The organism is Chlorogloeopsis sp. ULAP02 (assembly GCF_038404745.2).
GTDB lineage: Bacteria > Cyanobacteriota > Cyanobacteriia > Cyanobacteriales > Nostocaceae > Chlorogloeopsis.
On record NZ_JAYKTT020000005.1, the window covers coordinates 85703 to 111662 of the forward strand.

At 43.1% G+C, this 25960-nt stretch carries 22 protein-coding genes; 7 read left to right on the forward strand and 15 right to left on the reverse strand.

All coding sequences use genetic code 11. The features are described 5' to 3' along the window. The first annotated feature begins 225 nt into the window (after positions 1–225). Complete coding sequence (locus U2718_RS04270; RefSeq protein WP_341995396.1) at positions 226–903, forward strand: tetratricopeptide repeat protein; 678 nt, start codon at positions 226–228, stop codon at positions 901–903. A gap of 561 nt (positions 904–1464) precedes the next feature. On the opposite strand, the gene U2718_RS04275 is transcribed toward U2718_RS04270, so the two are convergent. From U2718_RS04275 to U2718_RS04340, 14 genes are all read right to left on the reverse strand, one after another. Further along, positions 1465–1611 (reverse strand): photosystem I reaction center subunit IX, encoded by a 147-nt coding sequence (locus U2718_RS04275; RefSeq protein WP_341995400.1) that lies wholly within the window; start codon positions 1609–1611, stop codon positions 1465–1467. A gap of 187 nt (positions 1612–1798) precedes the next feature. Beyond that, a complete protein-coding gene (locus U2718_RS04280; RefSeq protein ID WP_341995401.1) occupies positions 1799–2278 on the reverse strand; it encodes a Photosystem I reaction center subunit III in 480 nt (159 codons plus the stop codon). A gap of 380 nt (positions 2279–2658) precedes the next feature. Next, positions 2659–2865, reverse strand: coding sequence for a photosystem II reaction center phosphoprotein PsbH (gene psbH, locus U2718_RS04285; RefSeq protein WP_341995402.1), 207 nt, complete (start codon positions 2863–2865; stop codon positions 2659–2661). Between the two features lie 73 nt (positions 2866–2938). Further along, positions 2939–4471, reverse strand: a complete 1533-nt coding sequence (psbB, locus tag U2718_RS04290) for a photosystem II chlorophyll-binding protein CP47 (protein WP_341995735.1) — start codon at positions 4469–4471, stop codon at positions 2939–2941. A 365-nt stretch (positions 4472–4836) separates the two neighbouring features. Then, a complete protein-coding gene (gene psbC / locus U2718_RS04295) occupies positions 4837–6261 on the reverse strand; it encodes a photosystem II reaction center protein CP43 (RefSeq protein WP_341995403.1) in 1425 nt (474 codons plus the stop codon). After that, complete coding sequence (psbD, locus tag U2718_RS04300; RefSeq protein WP_341995404.1) at positions 6245–7306, reverse strand: photosystem II D2 protein (photosystem q(a) protein); 1062 nt, start codon at positions 7304–7306, stop codon at positions 6245–6247. Before psbD ends, psbC begins: the two co-directional genes overlap by 17 nt. Positions 7307–7337: 31 nt before the next feature. Next, positions 7338–7859: an allophycocyanin subunit alpha-B gene (gene apcD / locus U2718_RS04305; protein ID WP_289792942.1), complete on the reverse strand. Its 522-nt coding sequence runs from the start codon at positions 7857–7859 to the stop codon at positions 7338–7340. A gap of 44 nt (positions 7860–7903) precedes the next feature. Beyond that, positions 7904–8113 (reverse strand): hypothetical protein, encoded by a 210-nt coding sequence (locus tag U2718_RS04310; RefSeq protein WP_341995405.1) that lies wholly within the window; start codon positions 8111–8113, stop codon positions 7904–7906. After that, entirely contained in the window at positions 8085–10358 is a 2274-nt protein-coding gene (locus tag U2718_RS04315) for a phycobilisome rod-core linker polypeptide (RefSeq protein WP_341995406.1), read from the reverse strand. Before U2718_RS04315 ends, U2718_RS04310 begins: the two co-directional genes overlap by 29 nt. A 63-nt stretch (positions 10359–10421) precedes the next feature. Next, positions 10422–10901 (reverse strand): allophycocyanin subunit alpha-B, encoded by a 480-nt coding sequence (gene apcD, locus U2718_RS04320; protein WP_341995407.1) that lies wholly within the window; start codon positions 10899–10901, stop codon positions 10422–10424. Positions 10902–11023: 122 nt separating this feature from the next. Then, a complete protein-coding gene (gene apcB, locus U2718_RS04325; protein ID WP_341995408.1) occupies positions 11024–11509 on the reverse strand; it encodes an allophycocyanin subunit beta in 486 nt (161 codons plus the stop codon). Positions 11510–11633: 124 nt separating this feature from the next. Further along, positions 11634–12110 (reverse strand): allophycocyanin subunit alpha-B, encoded by a 477-nt coding sequence (gene apcD, locus U2718_RS04330; protein ID WP_341995409.1) that lies wholly within the window; start codon positions 12108–12110, stop codon positions 11634–11636. Positions 12111–12406: 296 nt separating this feature from the next. Beyond that, the gene (gene psbA / locus U2718_RS04335; protein WP_276751469.1) at positions 12407–13492 is read right to left on the reverse strand and encodes a photosystem II q(b) protein; all 1086 of its coding nucleotides are present in this window, start codon (positions 13490–13492) and stop codon (positions 12407–12409) included. 30 nt (positions 13493–13522) lie between these two features. Continuing rightward, the gene (locus U2718_RS04340) at positions 13523–14653 is read right to left on the reverse strand and encodes a photosystem II q(b) protein (RefSeq protein WP_341995410.1); all 1131 of its coding nucleotides are present in this window, start codon (positions 14651–14653) and stop codon (positions 13523–13525) included. Positions 14654–15548: 895 nt separating this feature from the next. On the opposite strand from U2718_RS04340, the gene U2718_RS04345 reads away from it, so the two are divergent. The 4 genes from U2718_RS04345 (at position 15549) to U2718_RS04360 (ending at position 21051) form a co-directional block, all read left to right on the forward strand. Continuing rightward, complete coding sequence (locus tag U2718_RS04345) at positions 15549–16712, forward strand: response regulator (RefSeq protein ID WP_341995412.1); 1164 nt, start codon at positions 15549–15551, stop codon at positions 16710–16712. Beyond that, positions 16699–19344 carry an ATP-binding protein gene (locus U2718_RS04350; RefSeq protein WP_411813229.1) on the forward strand — a complete coding sequence of 882 codons (2646 nt, stop codon included), beginning with the start codon at positions 16699–16701 and terminating at the stop codon, positions 19342–19344. The genes U2718_RS04345 and U2718_RS04350 overlap by 14 nt, the downstream gene beginning before the upstream one ends. Before the next feature lie 92 nt (positions 19345–19436). Beyond that, positions 19437–20618 carry a transposase gene (locus tag U2718_RS04355; RefSeq protein WP_341995415.1) on the forward strand — a complete coding sequence of 394 codons (1182 nt, stop codon included), beginning with the start codon at positions 19437–19439 and terminating at the stop codon, positions 20616–20618. 1 nt (position 20619) lies between these two features. Beyond that, the gene (locus tag U2718_RS04360; RefSeq protein ID WP_341995417.1) at positions 20620–21051 is read left to right on the forward strand and encodes a response regulator; all 432 of its coding nucleotides are present in this window, start codon (positions 20620–20622) and stop codon (positions 21049–21051) included. Between the two features lie 61 nt (positions 21052–21112). On the opposite strand, the gene U2718_RS04365 is transcribed toward U2718_RS04360, so the two are convergent. Then, positions 21113–22588, reverse strand: coding sequence for a GH1 family beta-glucosidase (locus U2718_RS04365; protein ID WP_341995419.1), 1476 nt, complete (start codon positions 22586–22588; stop codon positions 21113–21115). A 402-nt stretch (positions 22589–22990) separates the two neighbouring features. Here U2718_RS04365 and U2718_RS04370 point away from each other — a divergent pair, with 402 nt between their 5' ends. Then, positions 22991–23374 carry a response regulator gene (locus tag U2718_RS04370; protein WP_289792953.1) on the forward strand — a complete coding sequence of 128 codons (384 nt, stop codon included), beginning with the start codon at positions 22991–22993 and terminating at the stop codon, positions 23372–23374. A 184-nt stretch (positions 23375–23558) separates the two neighbouring features. Then, complete coding sequence (psaA, locus tag U2718_RS04375) at positions 23559–25925, forward strand: photosystem I core protein PsaA (RefSeq protein ID WP_341995422.1); 2367 nt, start codon at positions 23559–23561, stop codon at positions 25923–25925. Positions 25926–25960 lie beyond the last annotated feature (35 nt).

Sequence of the window (25960 nt, forward strand, 5' to 3'; positions counted from 1 at the left end):
GCAATATCTCCTTCTTAAACCACCTGCTGCTCGCTAATCACAGAGCCACCTAATAACCCCACTACAAGCAACACCACAATCAACCCACCCAAATAATTATATTTAACTGGATTTCTCGACGGGAATACTCAATATTGCTCACCACATACTCAGTACAATAATTATTAAGGGCAACAATTAGTTTGAGCTTGAAAAGTCAGACACTGATTGTGTGAAGGGGAAAGGATGAAGCATATCAAGCAAGGAATTGCCATTTTGGGAATCACAAGCATGATAGCTGGAATACCTGCTATTGTGTATGCACAAGCACCACAAACGCGCGGCACTCAGATTAGTTATCAACAGTACTACACTCAGGGAGTGCAAAAGCTAGAGCAAGGTAATTTTAGTGGTGCAATTGAAGATTTTGATCTAGCAGTGCAACTTAACCCTCAACTATATCAAGGTTTGTGTCTGCGAGGTATAGCTAAATATCAATTAGGGGACTTGCAAGCAGCGAAAGTAGATTTTGCACAAGCGCTCAAAATCAATCCCAATTATGCAGATGCTTACAATAGTAGGGGAATTGTATCAGCAGAATTGGGAGATACCCAAGGCGCGATCGCTGACTTTAACAAAACACTGACAATCAATCCGCAGTTTGTCGATGCCTACTACAATCGCGGGCTTCTAAATCACAAACAGGGAAATCACAAGTTAGCCATAGCAGACTTTAATCAAGCGCTTAAAATTAATCCCAAGCTAGCTGATGCTTACGGCAACCGGGCAATTGTCCAATATACTCTGGGAAATAAGCGCGGTGCTATTGCAGATCTACAAAAAGCAGCAACATTATTTCGCGAACAAGGAAACAGCGAAGGTTATCAACAAACACAATTTCTGATTCAGAAGGTTCAGGAGTAGCTAGTACAAAAAGACAGTTCCTATGAACCTTCCACATTACTAAGCTTGAAAAAGGGCATTAGGCATTCAACCCTTTTAATTTTTGATTGCATCGGTGGGCAGCAATGTCCACCTTTTTTTAGCACTGAACATACAATAAAAAACAGAGACTTCCCCTCATCAAGAGCTAGCTTGACACATTTTCAATTCGACATCAGTGCATGAATCAATTCTACTTCTATTATTCAAAAATAACACGGTAAAAGTCATTAAAAAATGCTGATGATTGTTTATATTTATGTGAAAAATATCTCTAATTGTGTAACTTCTAATTAAGATAATCTTAGTAAATATCAATATTTGTTTATAAAGCCCAAACAGTAAGGTTGGCACTATCTAACTTTCCTCAAACCCTGATTTTGACGTTATGGATAGTGCCACCCTACAAAAATTGCTAAAAAAGCCCAGAAGTCATATCATTTCACGTTCATTACGATACACATGAATTTTGCCCAGCCGCGATATATCGCAGCTCTACACAGTCTGTATTGGTATCAGATTGTTTGTGAAATAGTATTAGCGCTACGGCAAAGAATGGAAAAAAGTACCATATTGCAAACCAGGAAATAGATAATTCAACACAATCAAAATCACAGAAACAATCACCAAAGCCAATGTAGCTATTACAGGAGCAGTGGAAAGATATCTGAATAAATAACGTGTTTCCATGGTAGTTTCTCCAAAATCAACTCAAGTGAAATTTGTCAAACAGAATTTAGGAATTAGGAGCCAGAATAAATTCTTCATTCTGAATTCTATATTCTGTATTCTGGATTATTCTTCAAATTTTTATTCGGATTTTTGAGAGGATATTGTTGAACTATAGAAAATTTTCAGATATCCTCTCAGTCTTATTTCAGCGAACTGAAATAGGAATTTCTTCATCTTTCGCAACTAATTCACCTGCTAATAATTCTTTGATTACTGCCGCCGGCCAAAATAAAGCCATCACCATACAACTGATGAACAATGGTATATCAATAAACACCTCCTTTTCTTCTGCTTTCTCTTGTTTTTTAATTGCTTGTAGATAAGACCGACCGCTCCAGCCAATAAAACCAGCAGTGTATAGAAATATGGCGATCGGAATTGCTGCATCAACAGCAAAACTCAGGCGATCAAGAGCGATTCGAGGTAAACCATCCTCTCCACAAAGCAACTGCGAATAAGCTTTTAATGGCTTTGTTGTGTAATAACTGTCAGGAGAATTTTTCATCCTTTCTACAAATGCAGCTGATTTGTAACAAGGCACCAATGTAGTATTTTCTGCCAATGCAGTAGAAACAGCACTAAACCAAATAAAAATGGCGAGCATCAAAGCAAATATTCTTTTCATACCTTGTTGATTGTTGAATTTTAGTTATTAGTGGTTATTTTTTTAAACAATTACCTTCGATTTGCTGGATAAGTGTTTGCTGCATAAATTATTACGAGAGCGCAAAATGACACAGCTGTTATCAAACCAAAAAGAACTCCGGTTGCAGTTGAGGCAAATTGTCCCTCACCATACGCTAAAAACATGGATTGCATTTAAATACCTCCGTTTATTGGTTAGTCATTAGTTATTGGTCATTGGTCATTTGTTAGTGGTTAATGGTTAATAGCTAATGGTTAGTAGTTAGTAGGGGCGGGTTTATGAAGATAAATTATCCGTTTGAACGGCAAGATTATCAACAAACCCATGTTTATCACCTGTGATTATTTGCCCAAACTTGTTCAATTCATATTGATTCCTTCAAGTAAAATTGAGGAATTGACAATCTCTAAAATCATTAATAAAAAAATAAACAACAACAGCATCAAGCCAGCCATTAGTGGTGTAGTACCCCAACCAGGGGTAACCTTACCTGCCTCAGTATTTAATTTTTTGAGTAAATATTGTACAGGTGCGACTTTTTTAGGTTGAAATTTTTGTGCTTGCATGGATTCCTCCGACTATTTTTGATGGTATTTGGTAATTTGTAGAGACGCACCATGGCGCGTCTCTACTTGTGTTTTAGACAACTGCTTGCTTCTTGCGTGTGGTTGTATCTCCCACTTTCTGGAAAACACCAAACTCTACTTGTTCATCAAGCTCTGGATCGATACCAGCAAATACATCCCGGTAGATGGTACGAGAACCATGCCAGATGTGTCCGAAAAACCACACTAAAGCAAAGCAAGTGTGGAAAAAGGCAAAGAAGCCCCGGTTACTAGTTCGGAAAACTCCATCGGAATTGTGGATTGTGCGGTCAAATTCAAAAGGTTCACCAAGTTGGGCTTGACGTGCATACTTTTTCACCGTCATCGGATCTGTAAAAGTTTGACCATCAAGTATCCCGCCAAAGAAACTGACATTAACGCCAGTTTGCTCAAAGCCATATTTTGCCTCTGCTCGCTGGAAGGGAATATCTGCACGCACTACACCATCTTTGTCAGTCAAAACGACTGGGAAGGTTTCAAAGAAAGTGGGCATTCGACGAACTGTCAATTCTCGTCCTTCACGGTCTTGAAATACCGGATGACCAAGCCAACTTCGAGCCACTCCATCGCCATCGACCATTCGACCGACTCGGAATAAACCACCCTTGGCAGGATTATTGCCAACATAGTCATAGAAAGCTAGTTTCTCTGGGATAGCTGACCAAGCTTGTGAGAGAGTTTTACCCTCATCTAAACCAGCTTGCACCCGCCGATCAATCTCTTGTTTAAAGTAGTTTTGATCCCACTGATAACGAGTTGGCCCCCACAGTTCAATTGGTGTGGTGGCAGTTCCATACCACATACTGCCAGCAGCCACAAAACCTGCAAAAAAGAAAGTGGCCAGCGCACTGGCAAGGACGGTTTCAATATTTCCCATCCTTAATCCCCTATACAGTACTTCGGGGGGTCGAACAACTATATGGAAAAGTCCGCCAATAATTCCCACAATGCCCGCTGCAATGTGATGGGCAACAACCCCACCAGGATTTTGAGGATTAAAACCCTCTGGCCCCCATACTGGTGCAACTCCTTGAACATGACCAGTTAGCCCGTATGGATCAGAAACCCACATACCAGGGCCAAAAATACCGGTGAGATGAAAAGCACCAAATCCAAAGCAGAGTAAACCAGCTAAGAATAGGTGAATGCCAAAAATTTTGGGCAAATCTAAAGTTGGTTCACCCGTTTTGGAGTCAAAGAATGTGGCGAGATCCCAGTAAAACCAGTGCCAGCAAGCAGCCAAGAATTCAAGACCTGAAAAGATAATGTGAGCTATGGCGACAGTTTCAAACGTCCAAAAACCAGGATCTGCAAAGCTTTCGCCTGTAACGCTCCAGCCTTGCCAGGAATTTGTCACTCCTAAGCGTGCCACGAACGGCATTAAAAAACATCCCTGCCGCCACATGGGATTGAGTACTGGATCGCTAGGATCGTACAAAGCTAGTTCAAACAAAAGCATCGAACCAGCAAAGCCTGCACAAAGAGCATTGTGCATGAGATGTACAGCAATCAGTCGTCCTGGGTCATTTAAGACCACTGTATGAACTCTATACCAAGGTAATCCCATTGATTGTTCTTCCTTAGTCAAAAGTCAAGAGTCGATAGAGACGCGATCGCTCGCGTCTGTACAAGTGCGATCAATGCAATAAACACTTCATCTATTTAGAACAAAAGTCGTAGGTATGTACCCGATGCTGAATCAGGAAAAAAATTTTTCAAAACAAACAAAATCACACAAAAAAACATCAACAAAGTTATGTGAACTACAGAGTCAATGATTTGATTTTTGAGCAAGTACTGCATAGTCAGAATGGGGATTGGGGAATGGGGAATGGGGATCGGGAGACAAGGAGGAGTTTGATAGATTCTCCGCGTCCCCGTGTCTGGGTGTCTCCGTGTCCCCTTGTCCTCTTCCTAATGGCCGATCGCCAACTAATCTAATGGAGGCATGGACAGAACTGGCTCATCTTCTCGGTCTATACCTCTTTCAAAGCCTGCTGCGGCTGCTCTGGCGCGACCGGCGTGCCAAAGATGACCAACTAAGAACAGCAGAGCAAAGACAAAATGCGCAGAAGCTAGCCAGGCACGGGGGCCGACAAAGTTAAAGGAGTTGAGTTCGGTTGCCAAGCCGCCGACAGAATTGAGGGAACCAATGGGCGCATGGGTCATGTACTCAGCAGCACGGCGAATTTGCCAAGGCTGGACATCATGCTGAAGTTTGTCAATATCTAGACCGTTTGGGCCGCGCAGAGGTTCTAGCCAGGGAGCTTTGACATCCCAAAAGCGCATGGTTTCCCCACCAAAGATAATTTCTCCGGTTGGCGATCGCATCAAATATTTCCCCAGACCTGTTGGCCCCTGTGCGGAAGCGACATTGGCTCCTAAATTTTGGTCGCGCACGAGAAATACTAGCGCCTGAGCATTGGAAGATTCGGCAACTGTCGGCCCGTAAAATTCGCTGGGATAGGCAGTGTTGTTAAACCAGATGAACATCGTGGCAATAAATGCTTGTCCGGCTACATTGCCCAAGCTTTGCGAAAGATAAGCCTCTCCTGACCAAATAAAGGCTTTGTGAGTCCACTTAAAAGGCTTAGTCACAATGTGCCAAATACCACCCAGTATCAGCAGCGAACCGATCCAAATATGACCGCCGACTAAATCTTCTAGGTTGTCAACACTAGCAATATTACCTGCTCCACCTGTAAAACCTTTGAACAGATAACCAAAGATGATTCTGGGGTCAAGAGTAGGATTAGTAACAAGGCGTACAGTACCACCTCCGGGCGCCCAGGTGTCATACAACCCGCCCCACAACATCGCCTTACCGACAAGTAAGAAGGCAGCAACACCCAAAGCAATGAGGTGATATCCCAAAATGCTGGTGACTTTATCTTTATCGCTCCAATCGAAATTGAAGAAACCAGGAAGTTTTTGCGGCCCTTTGAGGGAGTGATAAATGCCACCAAAACCCAAAACAGCAGAGCCGATCAGGTGAAAAACAGCGATCGCAAAAAATGGAAAAATATCTACTATCTGACCTCCTGGCCCCACACCAAAACCAAGGGCAGCAATGTGAGGCATTAAGATCAGACCCTGGTCATACATCGGTTTTTCCGGGACATAGTGAGCGACTTCAAACAGCAGCATCGCTCCTGCCCAGAAGGCAATCAGCCCTGCGTGGGCAACATGAGCACCCAAAAACCGACCAGATTGGTTAATAAAACGAGCGTTACCAGCCCACCAGGCATATCCAGTCGAAGCTTCATCACGACCTTCGCTTGGTGAATTAACTATATAAGCAGGTGTTTGAACCTCGTCTTTTGGTTTTGCAACTTTAGAATCAAAGGGCGTTTCCACGGGGCATTACCTCTTCAGGAAATTCAAACTTTTCATGGGGCTGGTCTTGAGCCGCCATCCACGCTCTGGCACCTTCATTGAGCAGGATATTCTTGGTATAGAATGTTTCAAATTGTGGATCTTCTGCTGCGCGTATTTCTTGAGACACAAAGTCATAAGCCCGGAGGTTAAAAGCTAAACCCACCATGCCAATAGAACTCATCCACAAGCCTGTAACTGGCACAAACAACATAAAGAAATGCAACCACCGCTTGTTAGAAAAGGCAATCCCGAAAATCTGTGACCAGTAGCGGTTTGCAGTTACAAACGAATAGGTTTCTTCTGCTTGGGTAGGAGAAAATCCACTGAAAGTGTTAAAGCCTCTGGTATCTCTAAACAAAGTGTTTTCCACTGTTGCACCGTGAATAGCACACAACAGCGCACCTCCCAATACACCGGCGACTCCCATCATGTGAAATGGGTTCAGCGTATAGTTGTGGAAAGCTTGGAAGAATAGTAAGAAACGGAAAATTGCAGCAACCCCAAATGAGGGTGCAAAAAACCAGGAAGATTGTCCTAGTGGATAAATGAGGAAGACAGAAACAAATACAGAAATGGGAGCAGAAAAAGCGATCGCATTGTAGGGTCGAATGCCGACTGTTCGAGCAATCTCAAATTGGCGCAGCATGAAGCCGATTAAACCAAAAGCACCATGCAAAGCGACAAAAGTCCACAAACCACCAATTTGACACCAACGGACAAAGTCCCACTGCGCCTCAGGCCCCCACAGGAATAATAGGGAGTGTCCCATACTATCAGCGGGAGTGGAAACAGCCGCAGTCAGGAAATTACAGCCTTCCAAGTAAGAACTCACCACACCGTGAGTGTACCAAGAAGTAACGAAAGTCGTACCAGTAAACCAACCCCCAATCGCCAGGTAAGCACAGGGGAAGAGCAACAAACCCGACCAACCGATAAAAACAAAGCGATCGCGTTTCAGCCAGTCATCGAGGACATAAAACCATTCAAACCCCCTTGTCCGCGAGGGTCTAATTGCAATGGTCATCATCAATTATCCTTTTGCTAAAAAACTTTGTTCACCAATCCAACCGACCATCATTCATAAAATAAGGAGCGCCTGGAAAGGAGAGGGTTTGGATAATATGGTCGAAATAAGGGGTGACTTCCGCAGCATCTTCATCACCAAGCAGTGCTTGAGCTTCTTCTTTAATACAGCGCACTGCCTCAACCCAATTAGAAAGTGGAATTCCTAAAGATTCATACATTTGTTGCATTCCAACTGTGCCAATTTCTGTTAATGGCTGCTCACTCCCTGCCAAAACACAATAGGCAACTAAACGGATATACCAACCTTGATCACGTTGACAGGAAGCTGTTTTCCTCATATTGCCGCTATTACTGGGTGTTACCGGACACCGCTTCCAGAATTTTTGACTAGCTTTTTCTACAAGCCTATTTTGGTTACTAGCCAAAGCTGTAGCAATGCGAATCCGTTTATCTCCCGAATGGCAAAAATTTTGAATCATGCGGATTTCTCCGGGAGTAGGATAGCGCATTTGTTCGTCAGCGTTCTCAATTACTTGCTTTACGAGACTCATATCGATTTTGGATTTTGGATTTTAGATTTTGGATTTAATGATTATTAACCTCGTCTACTTATCCCTATTTCATAACTCTGCGCTCTCTGCGTCTGGTGTGGTTGCTCGTTAAAAATCAAATTTCTATAAGAGCCAGAGGCTCTAGTTTTAGTTACCAGGTTCAACCTGGTAACGAGATGGTGGGCTGTTGCCTCCGGGCGATCGCCAAAACCAAATTTTTCCCAATTAGACAGGATTGATATAGCTGTCTTCACTTTCCGACTCAATCACTGGAGCAGCTTGCACGTATGTTAATTCTGGTTCGAGCTTTTGTTCTTGGAGGTTAGTCTCACACCCATTTACCAACTCTGACAAAGTTTGTGTTTGTCCGTTGCGGTGGCTGGGAACAAACCTGTCTAATTCTGATGGTGACGACAGCAAAGATTTTGCCGACAGATTTACAGCGTAAGATGATTTAGGCGATCGCATTGCAAAACCTCTGGGTGTAACATAACGTTCATAAGGAACCGTATCTTCCCCAAAAGTTTGCATATATTCTGGACTATCGATCATTTCATCAATCAGTGCGTAAAAGCCTTGATTTGCAGAGATGTCGTAGTAATGATTCATTTCTTGTCGCCCGTAGGTAGGACGACCCAACAAGCGCCGATGGATGTATTCAATCGCCTTGGTTACGTACAGTGGTTCCCAAAACATACTGCGGAATAATTTAGATTTGGCTAACTGGCGGATAAATTCCCGCATCGTAATTGCACCACTTAGTAGCGCTGATTCTGCGACTGTTATACGCTGACCTTCAAAGACATCGCGCCCAAATACCTGCCGATAGGCTCCTTGAATCACTGCGGGCAAGGAATTTTTCGTAAGGCTGATATTGGGTGGTGCTTGTTTGCCATTCACCAGAGATATTGTATGTAACTTCTCTGGATGATCTAACTTGATTACCCTTCCCAAAGTGCCTGGGACTTGTCCCAAGCCATTAGAACTAATCAGAATGCGGCGGTTATCTTTACCAAAGGGTGCAGGACTGTGGAGAGTCGTTGCAGGTAAAGTATCTACGGGGAAAATTGCACCAAATTGAATTTCGAGGGGGTCGTTACCAGAACCGTAAGGATGTTGATTGGGTAAAGGTTTAGTATATTTGCCAAACAAGGTCACAAATTGGGGTACTTTGTGAACAGCAGCACTGTACTTAAACAAATCTGTCTGCGGCCCCCAATTACGGCACTCCTGAGCTTCTTGTCCCAAACCACGCAGATATGGTACTGTTTCCTCGCCAAAGTAGTCAGCGTATTCTTGGGAATCTACTAAAGTATCAATTAGTTTAGGTAAACCACCTTTGGTAACTACAGCAAAGTATGCTTGGAACTCTTCGAGGGAACTCAATCCCCGTCCCAAAAAGTGACGCGTTGCCAGCTCAATCACGCGGCTGATAGTATACGGTTCCCAGAAAAGTCTGCGGTAGAGGCGAGATTTACCCAAACGACGAACAAACTCCTTCATGGAAATTTGTCCACCCTTAACTTGGGACTCCAATTCATCTACAGCGAAACCATAAGTAGCAGTAACATCACGCTCAAAAACTTGCCGATAGGCAGCTTTAATTACAGCTTGCTTTTCCGTCTCTGGTAAAACCGACTTCATTACATATTTGAGTCGCGCTTGGGAGGCGATCGCATAATTTTGAGGCAATACCAAACCTTGCTGCTCATTGTTAACTCCAATTCTAATTTGAACTGGAGGTTTTTCCACAAGGTATTCTGATATCAATACTTCAAAATTGTGCTTGATAATTTCCTGCGCCTCAGCATCATTTGCAAAGTAGCTGAGAGATTGACGTTGCATTTCCTTCAGAGCAACGACAGTAGCATCTGTTACATCTTCTGGAATGACTCCGCGTAAGCCTCTGGCATTAGCTGACAAAATACTAGTATCACCAGCAACAATTGCAAAAGTAATATACCGTAAAAACCACGCTAAGTCTCGCATAGACCGTTTCATTCTCGTCGGGCCGTAGCGAGAAATATTGATAAAACGGAAACCCTCTGGAAGTGGCTCTCTATCAGAGAAGAGGGTACGTGCTTGTTCCCACCAACCGCTTAAAGGATTGAAAAATCTTGGCGTTGGTAATAAATTTACCCGTTCCTTATCCGGAACATAACCATTTCTGCGAGCTGCACTCAGGAAATCCTCACCCACATAGTAACCAGAACCAGGTAATCCTAAAGGATCTTGGGGTTTTTCCAAGTAATCCATTGGAAAACCGCCAACAAAAATCCGATTTGCCCCCACAGATACAATTTCGTCTGCATTTTTAGTTAGCGTTTCTACAATTTCTAAACGCTTATTACCAGAACTAAAAAATGAATTGAGTTCTTGAAGTTCAGTACGCTTTAAACTGCGGTCTTGTTGTTCTGCTTGTGAAATAACTGCAATAGGTACAGTTTGATATTGTTGTGAATGAGCAACTGAACTATTACTACTTGCTTTAGCACTCATTTAACTTTGTCCTTTGTTATTTGTCCTCTGTCAAATGACTAATGACTAATGACCAATGACCAATCAAGGCATCAAACTCTGAATCAAATAGTCAAAATAAGGTGCTACCTCGGCAGCGTCTTCTAAGGTAAATAAGTCTAAAGATACTTCTTTGAGACAACGAATTGCTTCTACTAGATTGGGTAGAGGAATTTCTAGAGAGTCGTACATTTCTTTAACTCCAATAGTGCCAATTTCTGCTAAAGGCTCTACATCCCCCATTACTACAGCATAAGTAATCAAACGAATGTACCAACTCTGGTCTCGCAAGCATGAATTCCGATACATTCTATTGCCGCTATTACTAGGCGTATTTGGACAGCGTTCCCAAAATCTTAGACTTGCCTTTTCTACAATTTCTTTTTCATTTTCCGTCAGAGTCACGGCAAGATTTAGCCGAGAAACTCCACCTTCATAAAATTCTTGAATTGCGCGTAACTCACCAGCGTTGAGATATCGAGCTTCGCGATCAGCATTCACAATTGATTTTATAATAATACTCATTGGTAATAAAGAATTGTTAATTGCTAATAGTAATCAGTTACAAGTTATCAGTTATCAGTTATTAATAGACAGACAAATATACTGATAACTGTTTACTGTTCACTGATTACTGATTTTGGTCTTTAACTCAAACCAGAGGCGATGTAGTCGAAATAGACACCCATTTCTTTACCTGCTTCTGCACCTATCATGCTATTAGTTACTTCCTTCATTGCTTGTACTGCTCGTATAGTTGCACCAATGGGAACGCCCAAAGAGTTATAAGTTTCCCTCAAACCATTCAAAATTCGCTCATCAAGAATTGAGGGGTCACCAGCTAACATGGCGTAGGTAGCATAGCGTAAAAAGTAATCTAAGTCTCGAACACAAGCAGCATAACGACGACAAGTATACATATTGCCACCAGGAGCGGTGATATCTGTATAAAGCAGAGATTTAGCTACTGCTTTAGTAACGATAGTTTTAGCATTTGCACTAATCGTAGTAGCAGCACGCGCTCGCATATCACCAGTGTGATAGTAATGTTGTAGCTTGTCTAAAGAATTGTTATCCAGGTATTTGCCTTGAACATCAGAAGAATTAATCAAAGAAGTAATGGCGTCTTGCATAACCTTGTGTCCTTAATTTGAGTTTTCAAGTAATCGGAGTAATAAATTTTTAAGAAAAGACGAAAAATGAAGTATAAATTTATCTTTTATTTTTCATACTTCATTTTTCATCGGCTCATCTTTTCTATGACAAAGCTCTAATTATGTAGTCAAAATATGGGCCTACCTCAACAGCATCTTCCTCACTCATCATGGATACAGCTTCTTCTTTAATACAGCGCATTGCTTCCACTATATTTCTGAGTGGAATCTCTAAATTGTTGTACATTTCTTTAATGCCAACAGTCCCTATTTCTTCCAAGGGTTTCTCACTACCCGCCAAGACTGAGTAAGCAACTAAGCGAACATACCAACCTTGATCGCGCTGACAGGAAGCTGTTTTCCGCTCGTTACCACTATTACTGGGAGTATTAGGACAGCGTTCCCAGAATCTTTGGCTACCACGTTGCACAATTAGTTGTTCATTTTCTGCCAAGATTTTTGCAATCCGAATACGTTGGTCTCCTGTTTTGACAAAGTCTTGAAAAATTCTTAGCTCTTTAGGAGCAGGATAACGAGATTCACTATCAGCATTGAGAATTAATTCGGTGACGACGCTCATAAATTACTCCTGAATTTTTAGTTAGTAGGGGCGGGTTTTGTTGATAATCTTGCCGTTCAAATGGATAATTTATCTTCTAAACCCGCCCGTACAATAGTTAGTGGTTAGTAGTAGGGGCGGGTTTTGTTGATGATTTTTGGGTTAAAACCGACAATTTATCTTTTAAACCCACCCGTACAGTGGTTAGTAGTTAGTGGTTATACGTAACAAACAACAAACCACCAATAACTAACAACAAATTGATTAGGAAATGGTTCAGTTGTCAGGGAGGAATCAAACTGACAACTGAAAACCAACTAGGCAGTGATGGAAGGCGCTGTGATTGCGACAGGAATAGCTTCACCACACGCAAGATCTAGTGGGAAATTATGAGCATTCCGTTCGTGCATCACTTCAAAACCTAAGTTTGCCCGATTCAAAACATCAGCCCAACTGGGAAGTACGCGTCCCTGGGAATCAAGGATGGAATTATTAAAGTTGAAGCCATTCAAGTTAAACGCCATTGTACTGATGCCTATAGCAGTACCCCAAATACAAATCACCGGCCAAGCTGCAAGGAAAAAGTGCAAGGAACGGCTATTGTTAAAGCTGGCGTACTGGAAAATTAGGCGACCAAAGTAACCATGCGCTGCAACAATGTTATAGGTCTCTTGTTCTTGACCAAATTTGTAACCGTAGTTCTGCGATTCTAATTCTGTCGTTTCACGAATGAGACTAGATGTCACTAGCGAACCGTGCATTGCACAGAACAACGAACCTCCCAAGACTCCAGCAACTCCAATCATGTGTAAGGGATGCATGAGAATGTTATGTTCGGCTTGGAACACAAACATAAAATTGAAAGTGCCGCTGATACCCATAGGCAGTCCATCAGAGAAGCTACCTTGTCCAATGGGGTAAATCAAGAATACTGAAGTTGTCGCAGCAAGAGGAGCGCTGTAAGCAACTGCAATCCAAGGACGCATTCCCAGACGGTATGATAATTCCCACTCACGCCCCATGTAGCAAGCAAGGGCAGGAATGTAATGGAAACCAATCATCTGGTATGGCCCGCCATTGTAGAGCCATTCATCCATAGAAGCTGCTTCCCAAATGGGGTAAAAGTGCAATCCAATCGCGTTGGACATGGGAACTACGGCAGCAGTAATGATATTGTTGCCGTAGAGTAGTGAACCAGATACTGGTTCGCGAATGCCGTCAATATCCACTGGGGGAGCGGCAATAAAGGCGATCGTAAAGACGCAGATAGAAACTCCTAGCAGAGGAATCATCAAGACACCGAACCAGCCAATATACAGGCGATTTTCGGTACTAGTAACCCAGTTGCAAAACCTGTCCCAAGTTGGGAAACGGCTTGTTGGTCGTGTGGAAATAGTAGTCATAAAAAATTCCAAATTGAAAATTCAAGATGCCTATTTCCAAGGCACTACTTCACCTGCTGTTAAGTTTTCAGGGAAGTCATAAATATGGCGTTCATCTAAAACTTTTATCCCTAAAGAAGCCCAATCAATTGTGTCTGCCCAAGTGTGAATAATCTGCCCTTGGCTTTTGATCTCAGGCTGATGAAATTGCAAGTAATCAAAGTCAAAAGCAGCAATGTCTACACCTAAAGCCGCAGACCAAATTCCTGCTACTGGTAAAGCTGCCAAGAAGAAGTGCAATTTGCGAGAGTTAGGAAAACTAACACGCTGCCATATCAAGTGCCATAAATAAACTTGGGCAGACCTAAAATTATAGGTTGAGTGTTGTTGACCAAGTTTGTACCCTTTGTTAATTGATTCAAACTCGCTGTGATTATGACTGCGAATGAGGGTAGATGTGACTAAGGAACCGTGCATTGCAGCCGCAAAAGCACCCCCCAAAACCCCAATCACTCCTAACTGATGCAAAGGACTCATCAAGATGTTGTGGTCGGCTTGAAACTGCAACATGAAGTGAAATGTGCCAGATATTCCTAAAGGCATTCCCGCAGATAAACTACCTTGTCCAACTGGATAAATTAACAGCACTGAAACGGATGCGGCGACGGGAGCGGTAAATGCTAAAGAAACCCACGGACGCATTCCCAAACGGTAGCTCAGTTCCCATTCCCGATCTTGATAGGCGATGATGCCAATCAAAAAATGCAGCACAATCAGTTGATATGGCCCGCCATTGTAAAGCCACTCATCTATAGAAGCAGCTTCCCAAATTGGATAAAAATGCAGACCAATTGCAGCCGATGTTGGCACAACAGCAGCAGTGATAATGTTATTTCCAGAAAGTATTGAACCGGAAATGGGCACACCTATGCCATCCATGTCTACAGGAGGAGCGGCGATAATGGCGATGATAAAAACAGTTGCTGCTGTTAAGACGCAAGGAATCATCAATACACCAAACCAGCCAACATATAATCTGTTTTCTGTGCTGGTAACCCATGAACAAAATTTTTCCCAATAATTAACTTTTTTGCGTCTTTTTGAGAGTTTGTTTGCTGTTGGCTCAGAAGTGTAATCGCTACTATCTGAGGTTGCAATTACATGATCTGACTCTAGCTTCATACTTAATACATCCTTACGGAATGGGCAGGAGTTTCCATCGCAGCGCACTCTCACACTAGAGGCGATGGGCTATATATTTGCAGTCAAACCTTCATCAGCTACGACGAAAATATTGTTCAAGATTTATGAAAAGCACAATAGTGAAAAAATATGAAAAACTAATGAAGAAATAAGTAACCTTTACAAAACTTTACTAACTACTTGTTGATTAGTTAATTTGAGCAGGTTTTAGATAGTGGTTCGCAGTCAGAACCTTAATGGTGACTTTGCCTTGACACGTTACAAAACGAGATTCCTGATTTCTTAGAGAAGTCGGGGATCTGTAAAAAAGTACTCTAGAATTTATAAAAATAAGTAAATAAACGTAAATATTATTAAAGCTAAGTAACTAAGTTTGTGAGATATCTGTTAATAATGAGTGTTAATCTCAAACAAAATATATTTAGTAGCTCAGTTCTTCTAGAATGGGGCAATGCTAGTAACATTTGTTGTGAGCAATCAGTTATTTTTTTATTAACCAAATTTTTTGATTCCTCTGATTTTGATTTTTGGCGGTTATCTCCGAATCAATTTGTAGCTGACGCATTTTAACAACATACATTCATTTTGTAGTCCTAGCTTTTCCAAAGATTGCGGAGCAGTCGCATGGCAATTCTGAAACGCTGCTTGTTAACAAGTGAAAGATAAAAAGGTGAGTATTCCCTGTTTAGCTTTCTCTTAAATTATTTATTTAACATCATCACAAGATGAACAGAAAAGTCAACTGAATTAATTGCGAATATCACGCTTGAGTAATCGGCTAAATCAGTGAACAGTGAAAAAACTGATAACTGTTAAAGCCTAAAACCCAAGCGTGTGGTTCCATATATTCCAATTACTAACAGGGCGATATTTCATGAGACTTTTACTAGTAGAAGATGACGAGTGCATTGCGGATACTCTAGAAAAGATCCTTGGGAATCACCATTATGTTGTCGATGTTGCAAATGATGGGGAATTGGGCTGGGAGCTTGTAGAGGCTTTCAACTATGACTTAATTTTGTTGGATGTCATGCTACCGAAGTTGGACGGTATTCAGCTTTGTCAAAGGTTACGTTCTCATAATTATCAGGCTCCTGTGCTGCTATTAACAGCGCAAAATTCTAGCACTCATAAAGTGATGGGATTAGATGCTGGAGCGGATGATTATCTTGTTAAACCTTTTGATATGTCAGAATTATTAGCTCGAATTCGGGTTTTATTGCGACGGCGGAATTCACCCATCCAAACGGTTTTGGAATGGGAAAATCTGCGTCTCGATCCTAGTAAATGTGAAGTTAGTTATAACACTAATCTCCTCAATTTAACTCCCAAGGAATATCGTTTGCTAGAGCTTTTTCTTCGCAACGGACATCAAGTTTTTAGCCGCAGCGACATTTTAGAACACTTGTGGGCCACAGAAGAAGCCCCCCAAGAGGATACAGTTACGGCTCATATCAAAGGTTTGCGACAAAAACTTAAACAAGCAGGAGCGGAAAGTGATTTTATTGAAACGGTGTATGGTTTAGGTTATCGCTTGAAAGTATTTACATCTTCTCAAAAATTGTCACAAAAGACAAAAGAAAATCACAGATTAAATGGCGCGAAATCGAATACAAAACAACAGGCAGGAGATTTATGTTATGAGACTCAAGATTTACATAATGGTATACAACAAACAAAAGCAGCCTTAACTAAATTATGGGAGAAGCTAAAAGTTAAGAGTTGCGATCGCATCATGATTTTAGAGCAAGCCACCGCAGCATTACTAGAAAACAACCTGGGCGACGAATTAAGACAAAAAGCACAACAAGCAGCACATAAACTGGCGGGAGCTTTGGGCATCTTTGGTTTTAGCAAAGGTTCGCGTTTGGCTTTTGAAGTTGAACTGATGTTGCGATCGCAAATGAGCATTAATCAAAATCAAGTGCTACATTTGTGCGATTTGGTTATAGCCTTGAAGCAAGAAATACAGCAGCCTGCGTTTGCAGAGCTAGAGAAAATACTTCGCCATGATGTTTTAGATGATGCCATCGAATAATCCCCATTCAAAGGCGTTAAATGACACTAGCAATGCTGGTGAAAAGCAAATCACTTCCTTGGAAGTTTTGCTACATCGGATGATGAATCGCATTCGTCAATCTGTAGAATTGCCAGCAATACTGTCAGTAACTGTTGCCGAAATCCGTGGATTTTTGGAGACTGACCGCGTTAAAATATATCGATTTGATCCAGATGGTAGTGGTGAAGTTGTAGCAGAGTCTGTGAATAAAGAACGCTTGCCATCTTTGTTAGGGCAACACTTTCCGGCTGAGGATATCCCATCTGAAGCTCGTGAGTTATTTGTGTTGGCTCGTCAGCGCTCAATTGTAGATGTAGCTGCGCAACAGATCGGACTGAGTCCGGTTCTAGAAGCTGACGAATTCATCGAATTCAAACATGATATTCGGTTTCGATCTGTAGATTCTTGTCATGTGAAATACCTCACCTCAATGGGGGTGCAATCTTCTTTAGTCGTGCCAATTTTGCATCGTGAGCATTTATGGGGTTTGTTAGTTTCCCATCATAGTTTGCCACGTCAAGTCACAGAGCAAGAATTACAGGTAGTGCAGTTAGTGGCAGATCAATTATCAATTGCGATCGCTCAAGCCATCCTCTTAGAGCAAAGCCGCCTTCAAGCCCAACAAGAAGCCACAATTAATCGTGTTGCCAAGCTGCTACACTCTATGACTGAGATGCAACTGCAACAAGCACTAGAGTTAACTGTATCAGCCCTACAAGGTGCGGGCGGCAGAATTTGTATCACACCCCAAAACCCTGCTGAGAAAACACAGTTGTTCACTACTGGTAAACAGCCGATTTCTGCTGTTAAAGACAACAGCAGCAGAAACGAACAAGGAGAACAATCTTCCCCCAATTCCCCAGTTCCCGATCTCCTCGAAGAACATCCTAGCTGGCGAGAATGGTTAAGAATGGAAGCAACTGTTGCAGAGGGAAAGCAAGTTTGGGCTGTTGATGATTTGTATCAAGCGGCACTGCAATCAGATTTAGCGCAGATGTTTTTGGGGGCTGGAATTCGCAGTTTACTGATTATTGGCTTGCAGTATCGACAGCATTTTTTAGGTTACTTAAGTATTTTTCGTGATGAAATTGACATAGAAACTATCTGGGCGCGACGGCCAGACCGCAACGATCAAAGACATCTGTATCCAATTATATCCTTTGAAACATGGCGAGAATTGAAGCGGGGTCAAGCTCAACCATGGAAAGCCACAGAAATTGAACTTGCCGAAGCTTTGGCTAGCCACTTTGCCATGGCAATTCATCAATATCAACTGTATCAGCAAGTTCATGCTCTCAATGCCGACTTGCAGTGCGATATCGAAGAGCGCAAGCAGGCTGAGAAAAAAATTTCTGCATTGAATGCCGAATTAGAGCAACGAGTCCACGAACGAACAGCAGAGTTACGAAGAGCCAATCGGCGATTGTTGCAAGAAATTAGCGAACGAGAACGCGCACTTCGCGATCGCAAGCAAACACAAGCCTCACTAGAACGCCTCAGTCGGCAAAGCGAGTTAATTTTAAATTCAGCTGGCGAGGGAATTTACGGTTTAAATTGTCAGGGCAAAATCACTTTTGTGAATCCAGCAGCAGCAAGAATGCTGGGATATACAGTCAAAGAACTAATTAATCTGTTTATGCACGAAATTGTTAAGCATTCTCGACCCGACGGTATCCGTTATTTTTTTGAAGACAATCCCATCTATGCCACCTTACAAGATGGGACAGTACAGCATATCACTGACGACATATTTTACCGTCGCGATGGCTCAAAATTTCCAGTTGAGTATGTCTCTACACCGATTCGAGAACAAAAAACAATTGTCGGTGCTGTAGTTATTTTTAAGGATATTACCGAACGACAAATAATAGAACGGATGAAGGATGAATTTGTTTCTGTTGTCAGCCATGAATTGCGAACACCTCTAACTTCAATTCGCAGTGCTTTAGGTTTGTTGGCGCGAGGTTCCTTAAACAATCAACCCGAAAAAAGTCAGCGGATGTTAGAAATTGCCTTTGATAACACCAACCGTTTAGTACGTTTGATCAATGACATCCTTGATATTGAGCGCATCAATTCAGGCAAAGTGACGATGCACAAACAGAATTGTAACGCCGCAGACTTGATGATTCAGGCTGTGGATGAAATGCGAGCAATGGCTGAGAAAGCAGAAATTCACCTAGAACTGACACCAGCATCGGTACAATTATGGGCAGATCCAGACCGCATCATCCAGACAATTACTAACTTACTCAGCAACGCCATTAAATTTTCGCCTCCAAGCAGTACTGTCTGGCTAAGTGTTGAGCTTCAAAAAGAAGGGGAAGTGAGGAAAGTGGGTGATGTGGAAGAAAATAAACTTATCACTTCTCCTAGCCCCTATCTGTTATTCCAAATCAAAGACCAAGGGCGAGGTATTCCTGAAGATAAACTAGAGACAATTTTTGACCGCTTTCAGCAAGTCGATGCTTCTAACTCTCGTCATCAAGGCGGTACTGGTTTGGGATTGGCGATTTGTCGCAGTATCATCCAACAGCATGGAGGCAAAATCTGGGCAGAGAGCAGTTTAGGGAAGGGTAGCACCTTCTATTTCACCTTACCTATTAGTTAGCGATTAGTAGTTAAATGATCGGCTTTTCTTCAACATGGATTTTTTTGAATAAACGCATACCTATTTATTCAGACTGGTTTTATCATGGTTGTATGCTGAATCTAACTTATGAGTACAAGCTCATTCCCACCGACGCGCAACGCGAAACACTAGACCTTTGGCTAAAGATTTGTTGCAAGGTTTACAACTTTGCGTTACGTGAGCGAAAGGATTGGGGTAATTCTCGTAAGTGCGAACTCAATTCGTGCAGTATCAAGCACGAGTATATTATTTCTCCTGATACACCACGACCAACCTTTGCGCGGCAATGCAAGTCATTAGCTCAAGCAAAGAAGAAATCTCCTGAATTAAAACTGCCTCACACCCATGTATTGCAGCAAGTGCTACGGCAATTAGAAGCGACGTTTGTTGCGATGTGGGAACGTGGGCATGGATTCCCTCGCTTCAAGAAGCGGATGCGCTCCATAGTGTTTCCTCAATTGAACTTGGAGGTGATGCGCAGAGATGACGGGAACGATGAAGTCAACCTACCTAAGATTGGGTGGGTAAAACTGCATCTATCGCGTTCTCTTCCTGAAGGGTTTGAAGTCAAGCAAATTCGTGTTGTCAAAAGAGCGTCTGGATACTACGCCATGCTCACTTTGCAGCTTGATGTTGATGTGCCTCAACCTTCACCTTCTGGGCATGGATTGGGAATTGATTTAGGGCTGGGACATTTTTTAGCAACTTCCGATGGACAATTGATTGCTAGACCTCGATTTTTTGTGGATGGGCAACGCAAGCTGAAATTGCTGCAGCGTCAACTGAAGCGTAAAAACAAGGGTTCCAGGAAATCGCATCAATTGCAACACCGGATTGCCAAACACCACGAATACATCTCGAATACACGTAAAGACTTTCATTTTAAAACTGCCCATCAATTGTGCGATCGCGCTGGAATGATATTTGCTGAAGATTTGAACCTGAAAGCAATGTCAGCCGGGATACTATGCAAACACACGCTTGATGCAGGGTTTGGGCAGTTCCTCAGTATTCTCAGCCATGTTTGTTTGAAGCAAGATAAGTTCTTTGCCAAAGTGGATGCAAATGGGACGAGTCAAACCTGCCCACGGTGTCAAACACATACTGGTAAGAAATTATTGTCAGAGCGTGTTCACAAATGCCCTGAATGCGGGTATGAAACCAATCGAGATGTAGCTGCTGCTCAGGTAGTTTTGCAACGTGGGTATACAGCGGTGGGGCACATCGCGGTGAATTTTGGGGAGGGCAAGTAGCATGAGTTATCCCGACGAACCAAGAATCCCCGATCCAATCGGACGAGGAGTTGTCAAAAAACGTATTTTGATTATTGATGATGAACAGGATATCCGAGAAACTACACAGATGTGTTTGGAGATAGCTGGCGAATGGGAAGTTCTAACAGCAGTTTCCGGTAGAGAAGGTTTAATCAAAGCTGCTACCGAACAACCTGATGTCATTCTCTTAGATGTAATGATGCCAGATATGGATGGGTTGACAACCTTGCAAAACCTCCAGAAAAATCCTCAAACTAAGAATATTCCGGTAATTTTGCTCACAGCAAAAGCACAAGCTGCCGAACAACGTCAGTTTACTCAACTCAAGATTGCGGCAGTCATTACCAAGCCCTACGATCCTTTTACCTTATCCGATCAAGTGCTACAGGCATTGGTTGGTAAGTCGGTGTGAGTTTATTGCGTGTAGTAGCTAGTAACGTTGCCAACCTTCCTGACGTCGGAAACTGCACCCGTTACATCACACTGTTTCGAGCGATTACTTCTCGATAGAACGATGCGCTTAATTTCGGCGTGCGTTTCAGCGTCGTATAATCCACATAGATCGCTCCGAAGCGTTGGGCGTAACCAGCAACCCACTCAAAGTTGTCCAGCAAACTCCAGAGGAAATAGCCGCGCACGGGCGCTCCTTCAGAGGTTGCGCGTTGCAGTTGCGTCAAGTAACTACGCAAGAACATAATGCGATCGCTATCATATACTTGGCCGTCTTTAGCCACTTCGTCGCTGGTAGCGCATCCATTCTCGGTGATGTAAATTTCCTTCACATTCCACAGTTTCTGCAAAAGACGTGGTGCCCAATATAGCGTTTCCGGGCCGAGCCGATGCCAGGACGAAACCATTCGTGGGTGAGATTTGTTGAACGGAAGGGATTGATAACCAGGAGGTTTGTTACTAGCACTGATGTAATAATCCGGCGTATAGATATTGATGCCGACGAAATCTATCGGGGAAGCGATGGCTTTCAAGTCTTCGGAGGTGAATTTGGGTGCATCCGCTCCTGCCGCTTTGAGATACGCATCGGTATAACGACCTTCTAGCATGGCGGTCAAATAACCTGCATTCAGCTCGCGCATGGCAATCTCGGTCGCCTTGATATGTTCTGGTGTCTCAATGATGGGTACGACAGCGAAGATGTTTTCTGCTGGCCCCACTTTGGTTCCCCGACGCGCCTTGGCGCGAATCGCCTGAACTGCGAGACCATGGGCGAGAATTGCATGATGCCTAACCTGATTCAATCGGGCAGGCGGCAGTTTAAATCCTGGTGCGAGGATGCCGGATTCGTGTCCCCGATCTACGAACGTGCGGATTTCGTTGAGTGTGAAAAAGCGTTGGACGCGATCGCTCAGTTTTTCGGTGACGTAACCCGCGTAATCGGCAAACGCCAGAGCAGTTTCGCGAGATTCCCAACCACCATATCGCTCTTGCAAAGTGTGGGGCAAATCCCAGTGATAGAGGGACGGAAATGGTTCGATACCGTTGGCGAGTAGTTCATCTACGAGACGATTGTAAAAATCGAGACCCTTTGGATTCACCTTGCCCCTGCCCTCTGGGAATATACGGGGCCAGGCGATGGAAAAGCGGTACGCCTTCGTCCCCATCGCCTTCATCAACTGCACGTCTTCTTTGTACCGATGATAGTGGTCTACGGCAACATCCGCGTTACTTCCATCAAATATCTTGCCAGGTGTGTGTGCAAACCGATCCCAAATAGATACGCCGCGACCATCTTCCTTAACAGCGCCTTCAATCTGGTAGGCTGAGGTAGCGGTTCCCCAGACAAATCCTTTCGGAAAACTGCGGGCGTCGTTTGCAGTGGCAGGTTTGGGCTTTACAGTCTTTAATACCCCGCTCCCTTCCTCACCCGCCACTTTCACTGGAATTGCGGCGGCTAAACCGCCCAACGCAGTCTGCATCAGTTGCCGCCTATTCATAAAAACATCTCCTGTGCATAACTTACCTGAAGTTTGGTATCAGATTTAGGTGCTAATGTTATGTTGCAATCAATGTTGTCAATAGTCTCAGTGATTACAAAGTATTCTCGGTATTTACCCTGTATAAGCAGATGTTTTGTTATACACTTAGTTGCAACGTGGAAATCCTGAAATTCTAACGGGGTCATGTTTTTTGTCTCCAACGAGTAAAAACTTTTAATTGCAGACCCAACCATTTATTGTACAGATTTTGGCAAGGTTGGTGTGAAACTAAATTTCTATAGGTAAATGCTCCAAAAGGCTGACTCTCTTCATTGATTATTCAGATTTTTTGCCTACTCTACAAGAAGCTGGAATTGTATATCTGCCAGCTAATTTGAGGCAGAAAGGTAAATCTTAGCAGTGATAACCCGGCGCATTTTACTAATTGAAAATGAAAACGTTATTCGGGAGTTAACCCAGCTTTGTTTGGAAACAGAGGCAGGCTGGGAAGTGCTGACAACAGCATCCAGTTATGAAGCGATTGTTAAAACTGAGACAGAGAAACTCGATGTCATCCTCATGGATGTGGACGCATTCGTCTGCGAACAGGATTTATCTGTAACCTTGCAACAGTTGCAGAGCAACCCTGTAACCTATCATATCCCTGTAATTTTATTAACAACGTTAGTGAATGGAGAGATATCCCAAATGGTAAAACTTGGGGTGAGGGCTGCGATCGCTAAACCTTTTGATTTAATGACTCTGGCTCAACAAGTAGCTGAAATACTAAATTGGAAATATTAAAAATGTAATATTTTGTTAAAAACTAGCTTCCTTCATCAGTTCTTCATTTTTTTTGCTTATTCTCTACTCCAAGGGTTATGTAGCTAATAGTTAATCCCCCAACGAACAACTAACAACAAACTTAAATACAACTACTTTGAGTAGAGCAAAGTTCTCATTTCTTTAATAGAAGAGGGAGAGTTCAATGACTCTTACGCCAGAGCGAGAGCAAGAGGCGAGGGTTGTAGTTGATAACGATCCAGTAGCAACTTCTTTTCAGAAGTGGTCGCAACCAGGACACTTTGACCGCACCCTTGCCAAAGGTGCCAAAACCACAACCTGGATTTGGAACTTACATGCTAACGCCCACGATTTCGATACTCATACTAGCGATTTAGAAGATATATCGCGCAAGATTTTTGCTGCCCATTTTGGACATCTAGCGGTGGTATTTCTTTGGTTAAGCGGGATGTATTTTCATGGTGCTCGCTTTTCCAATTTTGAAGCTTGGATGACAAACCCAACTGGTATTAAACCCAGCGCTCAAGTTGTTTGGCCGATATTTGGCCAAGAAATTTTGAATGGAGATATGGGTGGTGGTTTCTACGGCATTCAAATCACATCTGGGCTTTTCCAAATGTGGCGTGCTGCTGGTTTTACTAATACATTCCAATTGTACTGCACTGCAATTGGTGGTTTAGTGATGGCAGCGCTGATGCTGTTTGCTGGTTGGTTCCACTATCACAAACGCGCTCCCAAACTGGAGTGGTTCCAGAATACCCAGTCGATGTTAAATCATCACTTGGCTGGGCTGTTGGGTTTGGGTTCGTTGGGTTGGACAGGACACCTCATCCATGTTTCTTTACCAACTAACAAGCTGTTAGATGCTGGAGTAGCTCTTGAGGATATTCCTTTGCCGCACGAGTTCATCTTGAATCCCAGTTTGATGAACGAGTTGTATCCCCGTGTAGATTGGGGTTTTGTGAAGGGTGTAGTGCCTTTTTTCACCTTGCAGTGGGGACATTTTGCTGACTTCCTCACTTTTAAGGGTGGTCTTAACCCTGTCACAGGCGGCTTGTGGTTAACAGATGTTGCACATCATCATTTGGCGATCGCGGTAATGTTCATCGTTGCCGGTCATATGTATCGTACCAACTGGGGTATCGGTCACAGTATCAAAGAAATGCTGGATGATGCCAGAACTCCAAATATGCTGCCGTTCTTGAGCTTTATCGGGCCTGTTGGTCATAAGGGTCTATTTGAAGTTCTGACGACTTCCTGGCACGCTCAACTGTCAATTAATTTGGCAATGTTGGGTTCTTTGAGCATTATCATCGCCCATCATATGTATGCGATGCCACCCTATCCCTATTTGGCAACAGACTATGCAACTGTGGTATCTCTGTTCACTCATCATGTGTGGATTGGGGGTTTCCTGATAGTTGGCGCGGCAGCCCACGCAGCGATTTACATGGTACGGGACTACGAGCCAGAAGAAAATTACAATAATGTGCTGGATCGGGTACTACGCCATCGGGATGCAATTATTTCTCACCTGGTTTGGGTGTGTCAGTTCCTTGGCTTCCATAGCTTTGCTATGTATTGTCACAACGACACCATGCGGGCTTTTGGTCGTCCTCAAGATATGTTCTCGGATACGGGGATTCAACTACAGCCAGTGTTTGCCCAGTGGTTGCAACACATCCATACGATGACTGTAGGTAATCCAGCTCTGCAAGTTGCTGCACCTTTGGGTCATGCTTTTGGCGGCTTGCGAAATCTAGAACTAACAGGATTGGGAACCGCAGCTCCTAATTTGCACGAGCCTGTCAGCTATGCTTTCGGTGGTGGTGTAGTGGCTGTAGCTGGGAAAGTGGCAATGATGCCCATTACCTTGGGTACAGCAGATTTCTTAATTCACCACATTCACGCCTTTACAATTCACGTCACTGTTCTCGTACTGCTGAAAGGGGTTTTATTTGCCCGCAGTTCCCGTTTAATTCCAGATAAAGCTAATTTAGGCTTCCGCTTCCCCTGCGACGGGCCAGGACGGGGTGGTACTTGCCAGGTATCGGCTTGGGATCATGTCTTTCTGGGTCTATTCTGGATGTACAACTCTCTGAGTATGGTGATTTTCCACTTCTTCTGGAAGATGCAGTCAGATGTCTGGGGGACGGTAGGAGCAGATGGGGTGGTTACTCACATCACTGGTGGAAACTTTGCGACTTCGTCAATTACGAATAACGGTTGGTTGCGTGATTTTCTTTGGGCGCAATCACAACAGGTGATTACATCTTACAATTCATCACTTTCGGCTTACGGTTTAATGTTCCTGGGCGGACACTTTGTCTTTGGCTTTAGTCTGATGTTCTTATTCAGTGGTCGTGGCTACTGGCAAGAACTGATTGAATCGATAGTTTGGGCACACAATAAGTTGAAAGTTGCCCCAGCTATTCAACCTCGCGCTTTGAGCATCATTCACGGTCGGGCTGTAGGAGTTGCTCATTACCTTTTAGGAGGAATTGTTACTACTTGGGCTTTCTTCCTGGCACGAATGACGGCACTTGGATAGTAGTCCTGAGTCATTAGTGATTCGCAAATGACAAA

Coding starts and splice junctions, on each gene's coding strand:
- apcD (WP_341995407.1), bottom strand. CDS start 10,901: ATGAGTATTATTATAAAATCAATTGTGAATGCTGATCGCGAAGCTCGA.
- U2718_RS04365 (WP_341995419.1), bottom strand. CDS start 22,588: ATGAATAGGCGGCAACTGATGCAGACTGCGTTGGGCGGTTTAGCCGCC.
- U2718_RS04340 (WP_341995410.1), bottom strand. CDS start 14,653: ATGAAGCTAGAGTCAGATCATGTAATTGCAACCTCAGATAGTAGCGAT.
- psaA (WP_341995422.1), top strand. CDS start 23,559: ATGACTCTTACGCCAGAGCGAGAGCAAGAGGCGAGGGTTGTAGTTGAT.
- psbB (WP_341995735.1), bottom strand. CDS start 4,471: ATGGGATTACCTTGGTATAGAGTTCATACAGTGGTCTTAAATGACCCA.
- U2718_RS04275 (WP_341995400.1), bottom strand. CDS start 1,611: ATGGAAACACGTTATTTATTCAGATATCTTTCCACTGCTCCTGTAATA.
- psbA (WP_276751469.1), bottom strand. CDS start 13,492: ATGACTACTATTTCCACACGACCAACAAGCCGTTTCCCAACTTGGGAC.
- U2718_RS04345 (WP_341995412.1), top strand. CDS start 15,549: ATGAGACTTTTACTAGTAGAAGATGACGAGTGCATTGCGGATACTCTA.
- apcD (WP_289792942.1), bottom strand. CDS start 7,859: ATGAGTCTCGTAAAGCAAGTAATTGAGAACGCTGACGAACAAATGCGC.
- U2718_RS04350 (WP_411813229.1), top strand. CDS start 16,699: ATGCCATCGAATAATCCCCATTCAAAGGCGTTAAATGACACTAGCAAT.
- U2718_RS04315 (WP_341995406.1), bottom strand. CDS start 10,358: ATGAGTGCTAAAGCAAGTAGTAATAGTTCAGTTGCTCATTCACAACAA.
- U2718_RS04355 (WP_341995415.1), top strand. CDS start 19,437: ATGCTGAATCTAACTTATGAGTACAAGCTCATTCCCACCGACGCGCAA.
- psbH (WP_341995402.1), bottom strand. CDS start 2,865: ATGCAAGCACAAAAATTTCAACCTAAAAAAGTCGCACCTGTACAATAT.
- U2718_RS04280 (WP_341995401.1), bottom strand. CDS start 2,278: ATGAAAAGAATATTTGCTTTGATGCTCGCCATTTTTATTTGGTTTAGT.
- psbD (WP_341995404.1), bottom strand. CDS start 7,306: ATGACCATTGCAATTAGACCCTCGCGGACAAGGGGGTTTGAATGGTTT.
- apcB (WP_341995408.1), bottom strand. CDS start 11,509: ATGCAAGACGCCATTACTTCTTTGATTAATTCTTCTGATGTTCAAGGC.
- apcD (WP_341995409.1), bottom strand. CDS start 12,110: ATGAGCGTCGTCACCGAATTAATTCTCAATGCTGATAGTGAATCTCGT.
- U2718_RS04270 (WP_341995396.1), top strand. CDS start 226: ATGAAGCATATCAAGCAAGGAATTGCCATTTTGGGAATCACAAGCATG.
- U2718_RS04360 (WP_341995417.1), top strand. CDS start 20,620: ATGAGTTATCCCGACGAACCAAGAATCCCCGATCCAATCGGACGAGGA.